Origin of the sequence: Geodermatophilus saharensis, assembly GCF_900188205.1 — a bacterium.
GTDB classification, from domain to species: domain Bacteria; phylum Actinomycetota; class Actinomycetes; order Mycobacteriales; family Geodermatophilaceae; genus Geodermatophilus; species Geodermatophilus saharensis.
Genome location: NZ_FZOH01000001.1, coordinates 48,649 through 69,512, shown reverse-complemented (window position 1 = coordinate 69,512; position 20,864 = coordinate 48,649). Strand labels below are relative to the sequence as shown.

The 20,864-nt window shown below is 71.1% G+C and carries 11 protein-coding genes, 1 tRNA gene and 1 pseudogene; 4 read left to right on the top strand and 9 right to left on the bottom strand.

Annotated features, from left to right (window positions below; all coding sequences use genetic code 11):
- Positions 1-136 precede the first annotated feature (136 nt).
- Positions 137-817 (top strand): hypothetical protein, encoded by a 681-nt coding sequence (locus tag CHC04_RS00305; RefSeq protein ID WP_089401943.1) that lies wholly within the window; start codon positions 137-139, stop codon positions 815-817.
- Between the two features lie 128 nt (positions 818-945).
- Positions 946-1,884 (top strand): annotated as a pseudogene (locus CHC04_RS25460) (tyrosine-type recombinase/integrase); the annotation flags it as partial.
- A gap of 218 nt (positions 1,885-2,102) precedes the next feature.
- On the opposite strand, the gene CHC04_RS00290 reads toward CHC04_RS25460, so the two are convergent.
- The 5 genes from CHC04_RS00290 to CHC04_RS00270 all read right to left on the bottom strand — a co-directional run bounded on the left by CHC04_RS00290 (position 2,103) and on the right by CHC04_RS00270 (position 12,961).
- Positions 2,103-2,175: transfer RNA gene (locus CHC04_RS00290), tRNA-Lys, on the bottom strand.
- A 213-nt stretch (positions 2,176-2,388) separates the two neighbouring features.
- Entirely contained in the window at positions 2,389-5,751 is a 3,363-nt protein-coding gene (locus CHC04_RS00285) for a DUF499 domain-containing protein (RefSeq protein ID WP_176449778.1), read from the bottom strand.
- A 35-nt stretch (positions 5,752-5,786) separates the two neighbouring features.
- A complete protein-coding gene (locus CHC04_RS00280) occupies positions 5,787-8,516 on the bottom strand; it encodes a DUF1156 domain-containing protein (RefSeq protein WP_176449777.1) in 2,730 nt (909 codons plus the stop codon).
- Positions 8,513-12,019: a helicase-related protein gene (locus CHC04_RS00275; protein ID WP_089401939.1), complete on the bottom strand. Its 3,507-nt coding sequence runs from the start codon at positions 12,017-12,019 to the stop codon at positions 8,513-8,515. Before CHC04_RS00275 ends, CHC04_RS00280 begins: the two co-directional genes overlap by 4 nt.
- A 195-nt stretch (positions 12,020-12,214) precedes the next feature.
- On the bottom strand, positions 12,215-12,961 hold the full coding sequence (locus CHC04_RS00270; RefSeq protein WP_089401938.1) for a GP88 family protein: 747 nt from the start codon (positions 12,959-12,961) through the stop codon (positions 12,215-12,217).
- 404 nt (positions 12,962-13,365) lie between these two features.
- On the opposite strand from CHC04_RS00270, the gene CHC04_RS00265 reads away from it, so the two are divergent.
- Entirely contained in the window at positions 13,366-14,700 is a 1,335-nt protein-coding gene (locus CHC04_RS00265) for an SAM-dependent methyltransferase (RefSeq protein ID WP_141233658.1), read from the top strand.
- Positions 14,701-14,991: 291 nt separating this feature from the next.
- Positions 14,992-15,717: a DUF6308 family protein gene (locus CHC04_RS00260; RefSeq protein WP_089401936.1), complete on the top strand. Its 726-nt coding sequence runs from the start codon at positions 14,992-14,994 to the stop codon at positions 15,715-15,717.
- Positions 15,718-15,893: 176 nt separating this feature from the next.
- Here the strand turns inward: CHC04_RS00260 and CHC04_RS00255 are convergent, their stop codons facing one another.
- From CHC04_RS00255 to CHC04_RS00240, 4 genes are all read right to left on the bottom strand, one after another.
- Entirely contained in the window at positions 15,894-17,381 is a 1,488-nt protein-coding gene (locus CHC04_RS00255; protein WP_089401935.1) for a hypothetical protein, read from the bottom strand.
- On the bottom strand, positions 17,378-18,310 hold the full coding sequence (locus CHC04_RS00250; protein ID WP_176449776.1) for a tyrosine-type recombinase/integrase: 933 nt from the start codon (positions 18,308-18,310) through the stop codon (positions 17,378-17,380). Before CHC04_RS00250 ends, CHC04_RS00255 begins: the two co-directional genes overlap by 4 nt.
- A 147-nt stretch (positions 18,311-18,457) precedes the next feature.
- On the bottom strand, positions 18,458-20,416 hold the full coding sequence (locus CHC04_RS00245; protein ID WP_089401933.1) for a HesA/MoeB/ThiF family protein: 1,959 nt from the start codon (positions 20,414-20,416) through the stop codon (positions 18,458-18,460).
- Entirely contained in the window at positions 20,416-20,772 is a 357-nt protein-coding gene (locus CHC04_RS00240; protein WP_089401932.1) for a hypothetical protein, read from the bottom strand. Before CHC04_RS00240 ends, CHC04_RS00245 begins: the two co-directional genes overlap by 1 nt.
- Positions 20,773-20,864 lie beyond the last annotated feature (92 nt).

Genomic DNA, 20,864 nt, shown 5'->3' with positions numbered 1-20,864 from the left:
ACCGTCTACGGCGGCAGCGGTAGACGTAATGCTGCCGACGGTAGTTACACCCATGCCATCCGTCAACAACGGCACACGTAGACGTCTATCTCTGCCGTTGTTGACGGGGTGGGACGGCAGTTCTACGGTCGGCCTCGTGAACACCCGCGATCTCGAGCCGGCACCGATCGTGGTGACCCTCAGTCTCGACGGCTCAGAGGCCCTGACGTTCGACCCTCAGGGCCCGTCCGGCTGGGCGGCCTATCACTCCCCCGCGACGCACCGCTCCGGCTTCGCGGTCCAGCTCCGCTTCGGACCCGTCGACGTCGAGCCGACGTCTCCGCTGCAGATCTATGAGCTCCACCTGGCCACCCACCGGGACAGGACCAGCTGGAACAGCCCCCTGCTGCGCACTCTGCCCTTCGGCCGCATGGTGGCCGCGATCAACCGCGACTCCGTCCGCGACCAGCTTCGACCGCTCCTGATGCCGGCGAACACGATCGAGACGCACGGCTTCTCACCGCGGACCGCGTGGACGCTCCCCCCAGCCTCTCCGCCGACGATGCCCGCACCCGAGCTCAAGCTCGAGGTGCCAGAGGACCGACGGAAGCCCGACGAGTTCTACGCCCGCGTCGCCGACGCCTACCTGGCCCAGGCCACGATCAGCAACCGACCGGCCCACGACCTGGCCGAGGCGAACGACGTGCCGAAGTCGACCGCGCACCGCTGGCTCAAGGAAGCCCGGTCGCGCGGACTCCTGCGGCTCCCCAACCAACAACTGGACCACGAGCCCTTCAGCCAGGAGCTGGTTCGCAACTACGCCCGAGGCGACCGGTGAACGGCGACCGCCGCGGCCGCGTCTACCGCCGCTGCTCCTGCCGCGACAGAGCCGGCAAACAGCTGGGGCAGACGTGCCCCCGGCTGGCCACCGACGGGAAGCACGGCACCTGGTACTTCGCCGTGGACATGCCGACCACCGCCGGCAAGCGCAGCACCATGCGCCGCGGGGGCTTCCCGACCAAGGCCGCGGCGAACCGGGCACTGGCCGACATCGCCAACCGCACAGCCCAGGGCGTGCGCGTGGACGACCGTGAGACCGTCGCGACCTTCCTGGCCCGCTGGCTGCAGGTGAAGGCCGGCGAGGCCAAACCGACAACGCTCCGCTCCTACCGAGCGCACGTCGAGCGCGTCATAGTCCCGGCCATCGGCCACATCCCGATCGAGAAGTTGCGCGCCGAGCACGTCGAGCAGCTGCTCGTCGACGCTGCGGACGGCCGCGGGCCGGTCACCGTCCGGCGGATCCACGCGACGCTCCGGTCCGCGCTCAGCTACGGCGTGAGGACCCGACGGCTGCCGTTCAACGTCGCGAGCAACGTCACCCCGCCGAACGGTGCCCGGCCCGAGGTGCGCCCGTGGTCCGCGGCCGAGCTCGCTGCGTTTCTCCGGCACGCCGAGACCGACCGCCTCGGCCCGCTGTTCGAGGTCATCGCCGCCTGCGGTCTCCGTCGCGGTGAGGCGCTGGGCCTGCGGTGGTCCGACCTGGACCTCACCAACCGCACCGCACGGATCCGGCAGACCGTGGTCGACATCGGCGGCCGCCTGCAGTTCTCGACGCCCAAGACCCGGTCGTCGGAGGCGACCGTGCCGCTGACCGAGCGCGCCGTCCAGGCGCTGCTGCAGGTCCGACTCGGCCAAGACCTCGATCGGCAGGGCTGGGGCGACGCCTACGAGGCGCACGACCTGGTGTTCGCCCGGGAGAACGGCGCCCCGCTGCGGCCGGAGTACGTCACCCGTCGCTTCGTCGCCCTGACTAAGGCCGCGGGCCTGCGCCAGGTCCGGTTGCATGACCTCCGCCACGGCGCGGCGTCGCTGATGCTCGCCGCCGGCGTCCCGATGGCGATCGTGTCGAAGATGCTGCGGCACTCCTCGATCGGCATCACGGTCGACACCTACGGCCACCTGTCCGAGGACACCGCGCGCACCGCGTCGGACGCCATGGCGGCCGCACTCGAGCAGGCCTTCGCGACCACCGCCGCGGCAGCCGGCGACCACACTGCGACCACTGCTGCCGCCGGCGATGCCCCGCAGACGGACCAGACGGGAGAACCCGCTGGTCAGCACGGTGGGCCCCGTGGGGATCGAACCCACAACCCGCGGATTAAAAGTCCGCTGCTCTGCCAGTTGAGCTAGAGGCCCGGGGGGGATCAGTCCTTCAATCGGTGTTGTCCTCGGGGTTTCCCTCGGGGTTATCGCCGTGGTCAGGCGCCGGATCCCACTACGCCGCGAGCCTACGGCAGCTCGGCGCCGCCCCCGGTCCGGGACGGCACCAGCTCGCAACCCGTCGCATGTCGAAGGGGGCGGCTCAGGCTTCCGCGCCCAGGCCGCCCCCTCGACATGCCGCCTCGTCAGCTACTCGACGTTCCAGTCCGCGAAGCCCAGGGTGGTCAGGTTTTCCTTGAGCGCGGCGATCTGGTCGGGGCTGAGCTTGTCGAGATCGGCGCTCTCGATGTCGATGGTGATGCGGACATGCGCGCTTGCGGTCGACAGCGGCGTGAGGATCTCGTCGCTGATGACGCTCACGTCACGGACCGGTCGGCTGGGATCGAGCGCCTTCGTGGCGTGAAACCGCGTGGCCTTCGCGACAGACACACCGCCCTGCCCGCCAACGGAGGCGCCCACCCCCGGGGTTTCCGGACGCGCTTGCCCACCAGTGGACCGGCTGCCCGCCCCGTGCTGGTCGACGTCGACCACCACCCCGTCGGGAAAGGCGACGTCCGCACGCACGGCCACCTGTTCCTCGGCGATCTGTGCCTGCGCCGCGGCGGGGTCGACGATGAGTCCGGTTCCGCTCACGGTGCTCGGCGGCTCGGCGACCGTCAGGCCGCGGTAGCGCCCGTCTTCAAAGCCGTCGGCGTAGGCCAACCCGTCCATCTCCGGCAGGAGCACCTCGCCCATGTGCCGGACGGCGGTGCGGATCACTTCATGGTCGCGGACCCGCGGCATGTACAGGTACTGGGTGAAGTACCCGCTGAGGGTGTCGACCTGGATGTGAGGCTCGTTCTTCCATAGCTTGAGCCGGTCGATCTGCTGGCGAAGCAGCGACGGCGCGAAGCTGTTCAGGACGAACTCGGTGGACTGCGCCTTCTTGGTGACCCGCTCGACGAGCGTGCCGGTGCCGTTCATGATGATCGGCTCCAGCTGGATGTCGCTGGCGCCGAGATCCTGGTACGGCACGATGATCCACTTATAGGTCTCGCGGATCGTGTCGGCCACGGCCTGCACGGCCTGCGTGAGCCGGCTCTCAACCACGCTGATGTTGTGCTGGTCGAGGTTGAGCTCGCGGACCCGCCTTTTCACCGACTCCCACGCCATCTTGCGGCGCAGGTTCGAGTCCAGCGCATCGATCCGGTCCACGTCCGGGGCGAGGAACACGAGCGCGTTCTTGTGCATGCGGGGCTGGCCGCCGCGCCGGGCCAGGAACTCCCGGGCGGCATCGGCCGCCACCGAGTTCGCCTTCCTAGTGTGCGGGCGGTCCAGACCGAAGATGACGAGCGCAGCCGTCGGCTCATCGTCGACGTCGGCGGTGCCCTCGGGGAACCGGTGCACGCGGGCAAACACGCCCCGGTCGTTCTCCTCGCGCAGCGTGGCGATGAGCTCGGCCTGGACCTCGGTCACGTCGTAACCGTCGGCGAGCTCCTGCACCATCCGCGAGACGGTCTGCTGCAGGGACAGCCAGTACCGGTCGTGGTCGCGGTTCATGTACTTGCCGCGATCACCGAGCTGGCGCAGCGCGTCGACGACGTGCGCCGGGTTGTCGCTCGGATAGGTCGCGCCCAGCACGACGCGCTTCTGTTCGATGCCGTGGATTGGGGTGTTGTCGCCGTTGCGGGCGCTCTTGCTGACGTTCGGGGCGGTGCCGAGGAACACCACCCGGGCGACGCGCTTGGCGGCCATCGTCTTGCCCAGCAGCGGGATCTCGCGGTCGATCACGTCCGCGGTAGATCCGAAGCCGGCGATGTCGGCGTCCACGATCGGCTTCCACGGGTCGTCGAGGTGGCTGGTGATCTCCTCGAAGACCTTCGTGTCCTCCAGCGGGATGGACGCAGGCATGATCAGTGGCGACTGGTCACCACGCACCCACAGGGCGTGGACCACAGTGGCCATCAGGCGCAAGACACCGCGGGTGCGCTGGAAGCGCTCCAGCGTTGACCAGTCCTGGTAGAGCCGGGCGAACAGCTCCGGGTGGATCGGGTAGGCCGCCTTCATCACGTCGCGGTACTGCGGCTGCAGCACCTCGCTTGGCACGGTGCCCCCATGCCTGCGGTAGTGGTCCTCGAACTTGGCCACCACCAGGTCGCGGCCACGGGCGCCGTCGCCGACGAGGGGCTTGAAGATGCGCCGGCGGACAATCTCGTAGGACTCCTGGACCGTTGCCGGCTGCCAGGGGGTCTCCACCCGGTGGATGACCGAGCGTAGAGACCGCAGCGCCTCCAGACCCGGGGTGCCGCCAATCTCGTGCGTGTTGTCGAGGAGCCCGTCGCCCATGTCCCGCACCGAGTCCGAGGCGGGCAGGGACACAACGAGCAGAGCGGTGTCGACGGCCTTGACCGCCTCGGTGAGTGACTGCGCGAATGTTTGGTGCGCGTCGAAGGTGCCGGCCGGATAGGGCTGCTCGGTACCACGGGAGTACAGCTGCCGCAGGTAGGCGACCCACTCGTCGATGAGGATGACGCACGGCGCATAGGCGGCGAGCAGATCGGCGAGCTCGGTGGTCGGCGGGGGAACGCCGTTGCTGTCGTAGCGGGCGACGGCCGCGAAGGCCTTGTTGCCGCCGAGCTGCCAGGCCAGCTCGCCCCACATGGTGTTCACGACGGTGCCGTCGGACTTCTCTGTGCCAAGCACAGAGAAGTCGTTGCCGACGATGACTGCGCGATTGACCCCCGCCGGGATGCCGGCAACGCCGGCCTGCTGGCACATCTCAGCGATGCCCAGGAGCGACTCCGCGGGCGTGCCACCGGCGAGGTGGTACACGGCGATCTCGGAGTGCGTCTTGCCGCCACCGAAGGTGGTCATCAGGTCGATGACCGGTTCACCGCCGACGCCGTTGAGGCGCTGCAGCGTCTGCGACAGTAGGTACCGCAGGCCACGGGTGATGTAGGTCCGCTCGAAGAACTGCACCGGGTCGCCGTACTCAGGGCGAGCGATACCGGCCGCGACCTGCCGCAGGTCCGCGGCGAACTGGGCCAGCTGAAAGGTGCCGTGCGCGACGTCGTCGTGCGGTTCGACGACGTCGCGCCAGGCCGGCAACCCTCCAGTGTTGAGTCGGACGCTCAGCTGGCGCTCGGCGGCCGCCTGGTACTGCTGCTGGTCCTTCTCAAATCGGATGCGTCGCAGTTCACGCCGTAGCTCGTCCACCTCGTCGGCCCGAGCAACCGCACCCACGCGCCGGAGCAGGTGCTCCCCGTCGGAGAGGACGCGCTCAGTCTGCTCGTCGGAGAACCGGGCCGCGCCCTTGTGCGCCCACATGTTGCGGGCGTCCCACAGCGCGGATACACACCGCCGTTCCTCGTGGGAGGCGTGGTTGCGAAACAGGCTGTTCCACTGCTTGTCAAGAACCCAGAACAAGTAGGACGGGTCGTCGATGTTGTCGCCGAACTCCCGCGGTGTTGCGCCGGCGGCGGCGCGGACCTGGGCCTGCCAGGTCTCTCCGTACTTCCGCGTGAGCAGGTCAATCATCCACGGCCCAAGTCCCGCCGCGACGGTGTCGAGCACCCGCCCGACACGCTCCTTATTCGAGAGCCCAGCCATCAGAAGAGTCCGTCCTTCTCCGTCGCCGCGACCGCGAGCAGGTCCGACCAGCTCCCGATCAGCGCGTTGTACCGCTCTTGGTCCTTCGTCCAGCCCTTCTTCGCCGCGATCGAATGGAGCCGATAAACGAGCGCTTGAGCCGGGTCACGCAAAGTCCCTAGCTCACTCATGAGCCGTCCGGCCTCTAGCGCCCCGCCACCATTGATGAGCCGATCGGCGAGGTGATGGACCGCCTCCCAAGCAGTGGGCCGCCTGTCACTGGAGGGCTTCCACTCCCGATCAAGGGACTCAGCTCCCTCAGCACCCACAAACCCTGGGCGTGGGTACGCAGCTACCCCTGCTCGAACGACATCGTCAACGGAGATTCCTTGCGGACGCGCTAGCTGATCCGCTTGACCGAAGGGCGCCGCCTCCCAGCCATACCGCTCCCACCAGGCCACGGCGAAGCGTGAAAAGGGGTCAAGTTCCCCCTCTTGCTCGTCTAGGACTTCCCCAAGCGCGGCGTTGATTAGGCCAAGCGCTTGCTTGACCGATACCCGCTTACCGGATTGATCCAGTACCTCACGATAGCGGGAGTAGACCTGCATACCGGGCCCCATCGCCGCCTGCGCAAGATCGACAGGCAAGATGCCAGCAGCCTGGAAGTCGTGTACCGCGGGCCTAAGTTCTCGACGTAGTGCTCGGTTGAAATCAGCCAGCGAACAAGTACCGGCCGCATTCGAACGCGGGCGACAGACCATCGCAACGTATGTCGCGACTGCGTTCGCCCCCTGCCCCACCATGCGTCGATCGGTCGTACCGAGGATTGGCCAGGTGCCTGTGATCTCCAGATCCGCCTGCACCATTGCTGTAAGGATGGAGGACCAACGAGTCTCCTCGTCGGCCCCTCCCTTCTGTTCCCTCGAAGCGTAGACGACGATCATCGGCAGTTCGTTTGCCAGTGATTCTTGAAGGTTCTTGAAAGTCTCAGTAAAACCTTCAATGAAGTAGGACTGCGCCGCCGACCTGCTGTTTCCGTGGTGCGCCGGCATAGCGGTCAGTTCGCCGACTTTGGGGGCTGCAATAGTTGCGTAGAGGTCGGGATGGACCTTTCGAAGCGCCCTGCGATGCCACACATAAAAATAGTCCGACAGGTCGGCGTACCCGATTGCATCAAAGTAGGGAGGATCCGTTGCCACGAGTGCGGGCTGCGGCGCAATGACCGTCCGAGCATCCGCCAGGACAACCCGACCATCACCATCTGGGACGACATTCTTCAGAGAACGGGTTGTCGACACGAAAGTCTGAATCCAGCTAGGACCTGCGTCCCCGAACACGTTGATCTCATAAAAATCCCAGGTCATGGGGAGATCGTTTCTAGGAAAGGCCCCTTCGAAGGATGAGACGTTGTCTCTCACGGTCCAACGAGCCTGCGACGACGCGAACTGAGCAAGGCGACCAACACCTAGCCCGAGCACGGTCGTCACGGCATCCGCCCAAGCCTGCGTGCCACCATCCAGCAGCACTCGGTCATGCGCGACCGCGACAAGGTTGCTGAGCGTCGCCAGTGAAAGCAACTGTCGTTGCGTGTAGAGGTCCGCCTGCGTATCCAGCCCGAACCGATTTCGCGAGCCACCATCAGCCGCTGGGACATTGACCGGAGAATCGAAGTCGCGCAGGTCGATGCCGGCGATCGCATCCACGTCTTGAGGTGTCGCCGCCCGATACGTCCGACGCCCACTCTTCTCGATCACAACGGCGGTCATTCGGAGGCCGAGTCCTCCATCCGCGACCTGCTTGTTCAGATCTTCCTCGCCGATAGGACTTGAGCACGCGAGGCACTGGAAAGTGGCACCTCTCGGCGACTTCGGCGCCGCGGGCGCCTCGCCGGCTCGCTGGCCTGTCACGACATCAAGGTGCACCACGCCGTCTTGGACGCGCGGCTGAATCCACGCCAGGTCGTTGTTCTTCTTCGACAACCACCAGGATGTCGTAAGAATGGTCTCAGTCTTGCACGCCGGATTAGGACAGGTCGCGGTCCGCGCCCAAAGCCATGCAACGATCTGTTCGTCCGCGGCTTGTGGATAGTGTTCCTTCAGGAGTTCCCACGCGTCATCGCGAATGCGCTCCGCATAGTGCATAACATCGCACACAACACCGTCGAATCCTGCATAGCGCTTGCTGTTGACCACTGACGGCACGAGCGCCATCTCGCTCCTGGCGACGGTGCCGCCGCGCCCTACCCGGTCGTGTGAATCCATAGAGGCGGGGTGCAGAGGTTGCCGTCCGTAAACTGGGGGCAGCAGTTCTGTCAAGGTACGGCTGACCAGTGCGGGCACCGGGTTCAGATCAGTGCCATACGTCGACAGACCCAGGCGCTGGCCTTCGACGAGCGTGGATCCCCCACCGCAGAATGGATCCATCACAAGTGGGGCGCCGGAAGGAAACTGAGTGGCGATAATCTCTCGCGCTTCGTCGACCGCATCCCTATCCGGAACATCGGCCCCATTCGCCACCAGGCGCTTGATTACGTCGAGCAGATAGGCGCGCCTCTCATCGTCTTCCGGGTCATCAACCAAAGCAGCAAAAAGCAGTGCACGCCATGCCGGCAGGGGCATTGGCGCAAACCACTTATGCAGGTTCTTGATCGTCCCGTGCGCCCGCCCCTTGTCCGCCTTGCACGCCGCATTGATTTCATCCAACGGCAGGGCGACTTCGATGAGTTTCCGACGCTCGCAGGTCTTGCTCACTGCGGGGCCATCTCCGTTCCGCGGTTCCAGAAGTAGTTCCAGTCGGCTTCCACGGCGGTTTGCCACGGCTGGATCGGTTCGGTGATCGGCTCTCGCACGTACCTGACCGTGGTGGTGTCGTCCGCGTGAACGCGAACTAGGGCGAGGACGCTGTGCCGGCGCTTGTTGAGCGCGGTCACTGCCTCCTGTCGGGTGAGGACGAACGTGTTCTCACCCTCGACGCGGCCCTTGACCTCAATGAAATCGAGGCCATCCGGGGTGTCGGACTCGATGTCGTAGCCGGGGTTGTTGTGCGCCATCTCGACGGTTCGGTGGCCGAGTGCGGCCTCGATGGCAAGCACCACGTCGACGGCGATCCGCTCGATTCGCTGGGTTTCCCGGGCTCGCGCTCGTGCGCCTTCCGGGTCGGTGAGGGAGTCGATCCAGCCCTGCGGGATGACGAGGGCCGCACCGGTCACCCGCGGCGGGGTCGCCGCGACGGCGCCCTCGAGGTCGAGCTCGCGGATGCGCCGATCCAGGCGGCGTGCGAGCTCTTCGGCGCGCGCTTGGGCCTGATCGGCGGGAAGGCGGCTGCGCTTGCCGGCGCGCTCGTTCTCGCGGATTTCGCCGGCGCGGCGGTCCCAGTAGTTGATCTCGCGCTGAAGACGCTCGCGCACCAGGCGCTTGGTCTTGTCGACCCGCTCCTGGGTGACAGCGGTGACTGCCTCCACGTGTGCCCGGGCGACGGTTGCCGAGGCGTAGGCGACCATGCGCCGGTCCAGGTCGCTGGCCTGGCACCACGGCTGCTTGAGGACGTCTTGGGCGGCGTCGCGCTCCTCATCGGTGGGCGGGTCGAGGTTCGGGATCGGCGTCTGGGTGATCGGGCTGACGGTCCCGTCGGGGTCGAGCCGGACGTACTGAACGCGCCGGGAGATGACCTGCAGCTGACCTGTCGCGTCGGCGCGGCCGTCGGTGACCTCGTGCTCGAGCAGGCAGACGACGTACGGGTCCACGGCCGCGTCGTGCCGTTCGACCAGCACAGCGCCGTGGCGAAGCGTGTCGCCGTGCCGGTCGCCGATCAGCGAGAGCACCGCGGCCATCAGCGGGTGCCCCGGGTGCATGAGGGTCGCGTCCGCGGCATGGCCCTCAACCCGCACGTGGGCGCGGTCGAAGGCGACGCGGGAGTAGGCGCCGACGACCGGCGTGCCCCGGCCGATGATCCGGTCCTGGTCCTTGATCGCCGCGGGCACCGACCGGATCTCGTAGCGGTGCTGCTCGCGAACGCGCAGGCTGCCGCCGAGGTCGGCGAAGGCGTTGGCGAAGAAGGCCTCGACGTGGTGCGGCTGCAGCCGGGCCGCCTCCGCGCGGTCCATCTCCCGGCGCACCTGCTCGATGTCGCTGCCGGTGAGCGCGGTGGGCACGAGCTGGTCGGCGGCGAGGAGGTCCCGGATGCCGTCGCCGACGTGCGCGTCGACGACCTCGAACAGCCGCGCCCGGGTCTCGGGGGCGTCGCCGTCCCGGACGGCCTGGATCATCAGGTCCCGCAGGGAGGTGCCCTCGAAGACCTGGCCGAGCACGTCGTAGACGCGCCCGCCCAGGGCGCTGCGCTGCTGCTCGAGCTTCTCCAGCAGCCGGGCGTAGACGTCGCCCTCGCGGGTGTCCTTCGCCACGAGGGACCACATGTGGCAGACCTCGTGCTGGCCGATGCGGTGCACCCGGCCGAACCGCTGCTCGATGCGGTTGGGGTTCCACGGCAGGTCGTAGTTGATCAGCAGGTGGGCGTTCTGCAGGTTGACGCCTTCGCCGGCGGCGTCGGTGGCGACCAGGAACACGCAGCTGGCGCCGGTGCGGAAGGTCTCCTGGGCCTTCCTGCGGTCCTCGCGGCGGGTGCCGCCGTGAATGGTCACCACCGCGTCGTCGCGGCCGAGGTGGTTGCGCAGCCGCGCGGTGAGGTCGTCGAGGGTGTCCTTGTGCTCGGTGAAGATGATGACCTTGCGGCGGGCGCCGGAGTCATCCCGCATCGGCGCGGCGTCGTCGAGGGTCTCGCGCAGCCGGTTCCACTTGGAGTAGGAGCCGGAGTTGCGGATCGCCCGGGCCTGCTCCTCCAGCAGCCTCAGCGCGGCGATCTCGGTCTCCAGCTCCGGGATCGAGGCGGCCGCGGTGGCGGTGGAGACGGCGGTGTCCTCCAGCGCCTCGCGCTCCTCGTCGGTGAGCTCGTCGACGTTATCGGCGTCGACCTCGAGGTTCACGGGCCTGGTCGCGAGGCCCAGGCGAGCCTCGCGGAGTTCGCTCTGCAGCCGGTGTAGGCGGCGCTCCAGCGAGCGGTGAATCGCGGCCGGGCTGGAGGCCAGCCGGCGCTGCAGGGTGGTGAGGGCGAACCCGACGGCGACGCGACGGCGGTTGTCCTGGTCCTGCAGACGGTCGGCCAGGTTCATCTGGTCGCGCACGTAGTCGGTGACCGCGGCGTAGAGCGCCGCCTCAGCGTCCGACAGCGGGTACTGGACGGTGTAGGAGCGGCGCTCGGGAAACAGCCTCGTGCCGTCGAAGCGGAGCAGCTCCTCCTTCACCAGCCGGCGCATCAGGTCGGAGACGTCGACGCGGCGGGTTCCCTCGCGCACGACGCCCTCGAACCGGTCGGCGTCGAGCAGCGCCAGGAACAGCTGGAACTGCTCCTCCTTGCCCGAGTGCGGCGTCGCCGTCATCAGCAGGGTGTTGCGGGCCGCACCCAGCCGCTCGCCCAGCTGGTAACGCTTGGTCTTCTTGACCTCGCCGCCGAAGACGGTGGCGGACAGCTTGTGCGCCTCGTCGAAGATGACCAGGTCCCAGTCGACCTCGCAGGCCTTGTCCAGGATCGCGTCGTTGTTGCGGGCCAGGACGTCCAAGCGGGCCAGCCACAGGCCGCCGCGGGCGAACGGGTTGCCGCCCTGCTCGATCTGGTCCTTAGTCAGCTGGGTGAAGTCCAGGCCGAACTTGTCCCGCATCTCGTCGCCCCACTGGTCGACCAGCGAGCCGGGAGCCACGACCATGACGTTCTGGGCGTCGCCGCGGATCAGCAGCTCCTTGACCAGCAGCCCGGCCATGATGGTCTTGCCGGCGCCCGGGTCGTCGGCGAGGACGTAGCGCAGCGGGTGCCGCGGCAGCATCTCCTCGTAGACGGCGCGCAGCTGGTGCGGCAGCGGGTCCACGTCCGAGGTGCCCAACGCCGCCTGCGGGTCGAACAGGTAGGCCAAGCGCATCCGGCGGGCCTCGGCGGCGAGCTTGAACGAGGCGGGGTCGCCGGCGAAGGAGAACGCCGCACCCGCCTGCACCGGGCTCAGCCCGGGCAGCTGGTCGGCGAAGACCATCCGCTCGGCGAGCGCGCCGGACTCGGTGCGGTAGGCCACGTTCGCCGCGTCGTCGGTGAGCCGATCGACGGCCACGATGGTGACCGGCTCCGGGCCGGCCAGGCCGCGCAGCACCGCACCCGGGCGAAGTACCTGCAGCAAGCCACCGGCGGCGCCGCTGAGGGCGTCGTCCCCCGTCATCCCCGTTGAACTCCTTGCTATGACAGTCCGTGCATCAGAACACACCGACTGTCACTTGGTACAGGACCGGCCGTTTCCCCTAGTCCGGCCGGGGTGTCGTCGGGACTGCCAACGGTGGACGGCCTGGCGGCTTGCCCGGCGCCAGGTGTGGCCCCTCACACCGGCGCGAGGACGGGGCTCGGCCGCAGATCACGCTCATCTCTTGCTGATCGAGAAAATGACGTCCCCGCGCCCGCTGGGGCAGATTCCGCAGCGGATGCAGGCGGAGCCCTTGCCCGAAATCAGAGGGATGCGGCCACCGTTCTCCGGACACGGATACCGCTTGCCCGGTTGGTCGGCCAGAACCTCCCGGCCGGCGGTGAACGTCTCGGCCAGATAGGCCCAGCCGACCCAGGGATGGCGTCGCCTGGCCTGTTCGGCGGCCGCGATGTTGTCCGGGTCGACCGACAGATACACGGTGAGGTTCGGCAGGCCGCCCAGCGCGGGCAGGACATCGAGGGTCGCGGGGTCGAAGCTGCGCGTGTAGACCCAGAACCGGATGTCGGGGTTGGCGCCGATGACGTCGGCCCAGGCCTGCGCATAGGGCAGAGAGAAAAAGTCCCCGTCCCAGTGGATGCGGAAGGCGAGCGGCACGGTCGCACCCTTGCTGCGGGCGCGCTCGCAGTCGGTCCGGAAGTCGGTGAGCATCTCGGCCAGCAGTTCGGCCATGCCTGCTCGGTCCTGCTCGATGAGCTGGTCGAGGTTGCGGGCGACGAACTCACGCACCCCCTTGCCATGCTCAAGCCTGCCCGCGTAGCAGACGCGCTGGCAGGTCGCGGTCGCGCCGGGGCAGCTGTACGCGCGGCCGGCGGGAAGCCCGAAACTGTTGGCGATCTTGGGAGTCTTGCCGTTGGGGGAGACCAGGTTGGCGGTCTTGCGGTCGGTGGAACGGCGCAGGCTCATCGGAGACCCCGCCGGCCCTCAATCGGTGACCGACCCCGCCGCGGCGCGACGCAGCAGAGGTCGTGACGGACGGCCCGCGCTACACCCTGTGAACGGCGAGCGGTCGGCATACCCGGGCCAGGAGCGGCTCGGTTCGTTGACCGTGACCGGATGGGCCATCGGGCAACTGCGTACCGCCCGCCGCGGTCAACCCCTCATGGCGACCTCCCCGGTCTCGGAAGAACGGTCCAGCGGTCTCCGCCCGCCGTCAAGGACCGTCGAGCTGCCGCGGCGTCCCTCGGTTGGGTGTCGTGATCCCCCGCACGGATCTTCCGGGCCCGAAACACCGCGTCTCTACGCGCTGTAGCCGTTTCACTACGGTCGGCGGACATACTGGCCGCCGCACGGGACGGGGGCAGTGCCACATGAGCAAGAAGCGGGGCCAGCAGATTCGACGGCGGCCGCCGAATGCCGCCGCAGCGTCGGCCCCGATGTCGCCGATGCGGCAGGCCACCCGATGGTTGGAGACCGCCGGCGTACCTCGCCGACCGCCGACCGCCGACCAGTGGCACAGCCAGGTGGCCGCCGATCCGGAACTGGCGCGCGCGCTCCGCGCGGCAATGCACGGGGTGCACAAGCCGCCGGAGGACGCCTCCCCGGAGGAGCTGGACGCCTACGAACGCCAGGTGGCGGCGTTCGTGGAGCAGAGATGCGCGGCGCTGTGGGCGACCCCGGAGCGGGCGCTGCTCGGCTACCGCGACGCCGAGGATGCCCGCTTCGTGCACGCCTGGCTGCCGTGGTGGGCCGAGCACGCGCCGCCCGCGCAGCGGCTGCTGGACATCGGAGCCGGCGCCGGGCTGCTCGCCTGCGGCTACGCGGCGCTGCGGCCGGAGATGGAGGTCGTCGCGGTGGAGCCGCATCCGGCTGCCGCCGCGGTGACCTCTGCGCTCGCGCACCGGCTGGGCGTGGCCGACCGGGTGCGGCCATCCCGCGGCGGTCTGAGCGACCTGGACACCGCCGCCCTCGGCGGCACGGTGGACCAGGTCGTGATCACCCGCGTGCTGGCCAATCAGCGGGGGCTGTGGCCGCGGGACATCATCGGCGACGCGGTCGATGCGCCGGCTGCGGTACGGGCCGGCTGGTCGAGCCAAGCAGCGGAGGCGGTCGCCGCGCTGCTCGCCCCGTCGGTCGCCGCGCTCACCGACGGCGGTGTGCTGCTGCTGGCCGAGCGGGTGCACGATGCTGGCGAGCTGGCGGTGCTGGCGGCCGGGATGCAGATCGCCGGCGCAGCGGTCGACCTCGTCGACAGCGGGGTGCAATCGGGCGCCGTTCCCGACGGCGCGGACGCGGTGCGGATGGTGCGGCTGGTCGGGCGGCGTGGCAAGGAGCCGATCGACGCCGCCGCGCTGCTGGCCTGGGCCCAGGCCGCGCCCCGGAACGACCGATTGCCCGACATCGACGCCGAGCATCCGCGTGCCCGGCTGACGAGTCCGCCGCTGTGGTGGGCGGAGATCCGGTATCCGGAGTCGACCGGTGGCGGGGTGCACCGGGTCGAGATCATTCCCGACGGTCAGAGCGGGTGGGTGTGGCAGGCCACGAGCAAGCGGATGCGCGAGCTCCTGCGCCTGCCCGTCGGCGCGCTGGCGGAGGCGGTGGCGCGGTGGCGCGATCAGGTCGGCCAGATGACCACCGCGGGCAGCTGCGTGGTCGTCACCAGTGATGACGGCTTGCAGTCAGGCTCGACGATCGCGCCGGCGTAGATGCACGGCTGCACCGTTCGCCGCGCGGGCGGCCCGGAGCCCCACTGGTCGCGGCTCGGGTGGGCCCATCCCGGACCCGTCTTCAGGGCCAGGATCGTCTCCGGCCGCACCGGTGTCCGCGGTGATCAGGTGCGTCCGGCGGGCGGTGCGCCGCCACCCACCCCGCGGGCGAGTCGATCGCCGCCGGCGCGGTGGGCATCATCTTCCACCTCGGGCGTGCGGCGCGGGCCGGCTCCGCGATGTCGCGCGCTTGCACAAGTCCTCCAACTCGGGGCGCTACCGTCCGCCTCCGTGACCTGCGAGCCGCCTCCAGACGTTCCCGACGACTGGCCCCGCCCCTACGGCGACGAGATTGAGGAGGCGCTCCGGATCGCCCGGGCGGCGCTCAGCGACGACTCCGCCCGGCCGGCCACCCAGCGGCTGGCCGCGCACTACGACCCCGCCGGGCGAGGCGCGGGCACCACCTTCCTCGAGCTGTCCCCCGTCGCGCCCACGACGGTGACCGCGGCGGACCTGCACGCGCTGACCGTGCTGAACGCTCCGGTCAACGCGTTGACTACCCGCCGTCTGCTCGACGATGAGGACACCCGCGCGGACATCAAGGCGGCCCTGGCGCGCCTCGAGCCGACCGCCGACCTCGCGACCGCAGACTGGACCACGTTCCTCGCGATGGAGGCGCTGTCGCAGCCCATCCAGGCGGCCTGTCGAGACCCCTGGGCGTCGGAGTCGAACCCGTGGGTGACCGCGGCCAAGCTGTGTGCGCGTAAGCGGCCGCGGCTGTTCCCGGTGCGGGACAACGTCGTCTGCAAGGGGCTGGGGCTGTTCGGCACGTCTCGCCGCCGCCTGGGTGACCGCCGGGTGGACTGGCAGGTGTTCGCCTGTCTGATGAGGGATCGCGAGCTCGTCGACCGGATCGACGAGCTTGCCGAGCAGGTGCGGACGGCTCACGGAGTGCGCTGCGACTCGGTGCCGCTGCGGGTGCTGGACGTCGCCCTGTGGACCTGGCTTCGAAACTGACCAGCACGACAGGCGCCAGCCGGCCGGATCGGTGAGTCCGAGCCTCCGGCCAGCCCCGGGAGGAACCGCGGAGCGGCCGCCGGGCACGAGAACCGGGCGGCCGCCGGAGCCCGGTCCGCCGGGCCGCCGGTCGACCCTCGGCAAACAGGCCAGCCCGAGGGCGGCGGTCAGCTCGGTCAGTAGGCGGTCCGCGTCAGGCCCGGGCGGTTCTTCCTCGACAGCGTCGCCTGGTGAGCCGTCGTGGCGTTGTGCAGCAGGGCGAAGCAGAGCACGTCGACCAGTTGCCGCGCTCCGCCGAGTGACATCGCCCGATCGACCAGCAGGCTCCGCTTGAACATCGAGTTCCAGCTCTCGGCGTCGTTCCTGAGCCCGTAGAGCTTGGTGAACTCGGGCTCGCCTTCGGCGACGACGCGGACATGGCCGGCGCGGCGGTGGTCGGCGTCGCCGGCCTCGCCGTGCGGAGTGATCCATGCGGTGAACGCACCGGCCGGGCAGGGCACCCGGTAGGCGACGTTGAAGTGGTAGAGGCCGGTCGCCCGACGGGAGCGCTTGACCTGGAGGCGGTCCAGCCGCACCAGCACCACCGGCTCGCCGGCCTCGTCCAGGCCGATCTCGCTGACCGCACCGTTCACCGCGGCCAGCGTGTGCCCGCAGGCGCCGGCGTCGGTGTCGTGCTCCCACACCCCGAGCGGGAACCAGCGGGGAACCTTCGCGCCGCCGCTGCGCTGCTTCTGTTCGCTGCTCTGCGGCGCCGCGGCGACCTTGTTGATCACGATCAGGCCGGTGCGGGTCATGATCTCTTCGATCTGCGGGCCCTGGAACGCCCCGTCGTAGGCGACGGCCTGGATCCCGCCGCCGGCCACGGCGTGCACCTGCTTGATCAGCTCGACCGCGGTGTCGGCTTCCTGACCGGGCCGGGGCACGCGGTCGACGGCGAGCACGACCCGCTGCTGCGGCGCATCACCGCGGACGTAGAGGGCGACGAAGTTCTGCCCGGTGACGCTGCCGGTGTGGCCGTGGTACTCGGCGACATCGGGGTCGAAGCGGCGGGTCGGGGCGTCGATCGGGTCACCGGCAGCATCCAGGTAGACCACGCGGGTCTCGCCCGTCCTCGGGTCGGTCTTCCGCCGGGCGGCCGGTGGCCGGTACAGCGGGCGCACGACGGTGCCGTCGCCGTAGATGGTGCGGGAGCGGTCCGGGTGGGACAGAGAGCCGGGCCCGTTGGGGTCCAGCAGCCCGAGGTCGTGGGCCTGCCGCACGGCGCCGGTGATGAACCGTTGGCGCAGCTCGGCGGCGAGGTCGGGGGCGGTGAGATAGCGGTCGCGGGCGTTGCGGAAGGCCTCGAACGTGGCCGGCCGATCGCCGGGCAGCCGCGGCACCAGGCTCTCGGGCAGCCGGGCGGCGGCGCGGGCGACGGTGTCGTGCACCAGCCGCCAGGTCGTGGGGTGGGCTAGTTCGGCCTGCACCCGGATGCCGGAGCGGAACAGCCGGGCCAGCACGCCGTAGGCGAGCACCACGTAGGCGGGGTTGGCCGGAGGGCGGCCCACCGGCGGACGCGGAATGACCTGGGCGAGCTCGTACAGCGCGGGGTGGGCGAACACCGCCTCGATCTGCTCGGCGGTCGACAGCCGGCGCGGCGCGGGCAGCGCCCGCAGCCGGCTCACCGGGTGTCCTCCCGCCAGGTCAGCGCGATGTCCTCGGCGCAGGCGTCCAGCGACCGGTGCCCCAGCGCGCGGGCCACCTGCTCCAGCGGAGCGCCGGCGTCGTAGAGCCGGCGGCCGGCCCAGTTGCGCAGGCTGGCCGGGCGCACGTCGGCGTCGTCGCCGAAGCCGGCCCGGTCCAGCACGGTGCGGATGGCGTTGCAGGCGGCGGCCTGCGCCTTCGCCCCGCCGCGCGGTGCGGCGCCGGCGTAGGCCAACGGGGTGGCCGGCGTGGCACCGCGGCTGGTCAGGTCCGCGGCGTGCCGGGCCAGCAGGCGCGCGCCCCACGGGCTGAGGTCCCCGGAGCGGGGATCGTGCCGGGCGGTGCCGGGCAGCCGCACGGTGGTCGGCGCGGCCGGGTCGTCGAGGTCGGCAACGGTGAGCGTGGTGATCTCGCTGGTGACCGCGCCGCTCTCACCGAGCGCCCAGACCACCGCCCGCAGCCGCGCCGCGGTCGGCCAGCCCAGCTGGGCGGTGGCGCGGCAGAGCATGACCTCGTCGTCGGTCAGCGGGCGCGCAGCGAGCAGTCCCCGTGGGGGCAGCCGCAGGTCCAGGGTGGGGTCGCCGACGGGCTGCCCCAGGGCGCGCAGCGTCCGGTACAGCATGCGCACGGCGGTGCGGCGGGCGTGCCGGGTGGCCAGTTCCGGCGACGCGCCGGCGCGGGTGCGGGCGTCGATGAAGCCGGCGGCGTCGGCCGGGGTCACGTCGGCGAAGGTGGCCACCCCGCTGGCCTGCAGCCGGGCGGTGAAGCGGGCCGCGGTCTCCCCCACCCGGGCGACGGTCTGTTCGCTGTGCAGGCCCTCGGAGTGCCAGGAGGCCAGCACCGCGGTCAGGGCGACGTCGAGGCTCAGCGGGGCCGAGCGGGGTGGCGTACTGCGGCTGGGCTGGGTCACGCGGCGGGGCATCTACCGGCCTTCCCGGCGCGCGGCGGGCGTCGCTGTCGCCGGCGGGCGGTGCAGGCGTGCGTGTCCGGCAGGGAGGTGGTGCCCGCTGCGAGTGCGGGTCCGCAGCGCCGGGGCGGCCATCGGCGGGCGCTCGGGTCAGGCATCGGCGCCCGCGCCGGGGCTCGCGTGTCCTGCCGCCGCCGGCCGGTCGGCGGGCGGCGGGTGCAGCGGGCAGGCGGGATGGACGGCCAGCGGCCGGGTCTGCCAGCGCGGGTGGACCGGGCGGCCGCGCCGGTACTGCGTCAGGACCTGCACGTCGCCGAAGCGCGCCGCCGGCGGCGTGTCCGCCGGGCCGGCGGCGAGCACCGCCAGCGCGGTGCGGGTGGCCTGCAGCGCGATCGCGCCGAGGTCGAACCAGCCGCCGACGTAGGTCGGGTGCGAGCACCCGACCGGGGTGAGCGCCCCGTCTGGGCGGGCCGGCGGCCAGGGCACCGTGCGGTCGGCCCGGTGCCACTGCAGGCACTCCCAGCAGCCGCCGCCGGATGAGGGCAGCGTGGTTATGGTGCCGCCCCAGCCGCCGGCGGTCGCCGCGGCGATCACCAGGGGCGTGCCGGAGACTCGGAGGTGGGCGGCGAGGAACCGGGTCGCGGCCTGGTTGGCGGTGCCGTCGATGACCAGGTCGCTGGCGGCGAGCCCGGCCAGCTCGGTGCCGTCGTCGCCGCCCAGGGGACGCAGCCCGACGGTGAGCTGCACATGGGGGTTGGTGTCCAGGATCCGCAGTGCGAGCGCCAGCGCCTTCGGGCTGCCGGCGTCGCGGATGGTCAGCAGCTGGCGAGCCCCGGTGGCCGGGTCGTGCAGATCCCCGTCGACCAGGTGCAGCCGCCCGACGCCGGCGCGGGCCAGCTCGAGCGCGAGCGGGCCGCCGAGCGCGCCGACGCCGACCACGCTGACCGTGGTCCCGGCGAGGTGGCCGGGCGCGCCGGGCAGGCGGGCGGTGAGGTCGTCCCGGCCGGCGGGGTAGCCGCGGCGCACCCGGACCCGCAGCGCGTCGGCGACGGGATCGGCCGGCCCGGTGTCCGTGGGCGGCTGGGGCAGGTCGGCGTCGCCGAAAAGGGCCAGCTGCTCGCCGGCCGGCGCCTGCTGCCCCGGCCCGTCCGGCTGGTCGGAACCGTCCAGGTCCTCCGGCTCGGCCGGCGCCACCGCGGCCTTCGGCCCCTCCCCGCGCAGCACGCCGCGGGTGAGCAGCAGCCACTCCTCGCAGGAACGCCGCCCCGCGCCCTCGCTGGGCACCAAGACGACTACGGCGTTCGGCTCGTCGCAGCGCGTCTGCTCGGCGCCGAGGCCGACCAGCCGCTCGGTGGCGCGGCGCCACAGCTCGCCGGTGTCGGCGGCCTCCGGCGGCAGGCCGGGCAGGCGCGCCCAGCGGACGCGGGCGGCCTGCCGTAGCCCGAACGCGCGGCTCTCCCACAACACACGGTGCTCGGGGTCCAGGAGGGTGACGAGCGCCGAGACCGGAGCGACGGTTCCGCTGATCCGGACCAGATCGGCCCAGCCACCGGGCACCTCGGCCGGCGGGGCGCAGGCTGAGTCGACCAGCAGCCCGCCCCAGGCCAGCCGCACCCGCGTCCAGGCCGCCTCCGCGCCCGCCTCCAAAGCGAGCGTCGCCGCGTCGGTACCCGGGTCGCGGCCGGCCGCCAGCAGCCGCGGCAGCTGCTCGCTCAGCAGCTGCGCCAGCGTGGTGCCGGGCCGCCAGTCGTCGTCGCTGGCCAGCAGGCACAGGCCGCCGTCGACCGGGTTGCGGTGCCGCCGCAGGCCGGCCAGCGGCTCGGGGAGCCGCACCCTCGGGGGGAACCACGGGTGGTGGGCGGCGAAGGTGGCCAGCAGCGTGAGCGCGGCGGGGTCGCCGGGCTGGGGGGCGGGGTGCGGCCACCGCAGCCGCAGGGTCAGCGGCTCGGGCGCGTCCACGGCCGGTGTGGGACCGCCGTCCGGTGCCCCCGGGGGCTCCTCGCCCCAGGAGGCGCCGGCGACGGTCAGCGCCTCGATCTCGGCGCGCCAGATCTCCGGGTACGCCCGCCACCAGGGGGCGGGCGCGCTGACCGCCGCCGACGCGTTCATCAGCCGACCGGCCGCGGGTGCTCACCCACCGGTGCGGCGTACACCGGCGGCGCCACGGCGATGTCCTCCACCGTGGTGCTGGTCTCGTGGGTGGTCGTCTGGCTCTGCGAGCGGGTCGTGGTGTTGTGGGTCTCCCGGGTGATGCGCCGCTGCCCGCGCTCGCCCGCGCCCGCGGGCGGTGGCTCGGGGGCCGCCGGCGCCGTCGGCGCGGGCTCGTCGGCCACGCGGTCGGCGTCGGCCGCGGTCGGGGCCTGCTCCTCGACGCGCGCCTCGGAGCCGGCGTCGCCCGGTCCCGTCGGCTGCTCGGCCGCGCCCGGCTCCTCGGTCGCTCCGCCGCTCGGCGGGGTGTCCGTCATGCGCTTGTCCTCTCCTCCGGCCGCTGCGGATCAGCGGCGCCGCGGCCGATCTGCGCAGCCAGGCCGCACCGGAGCAAGCAGGAACCGGCCCC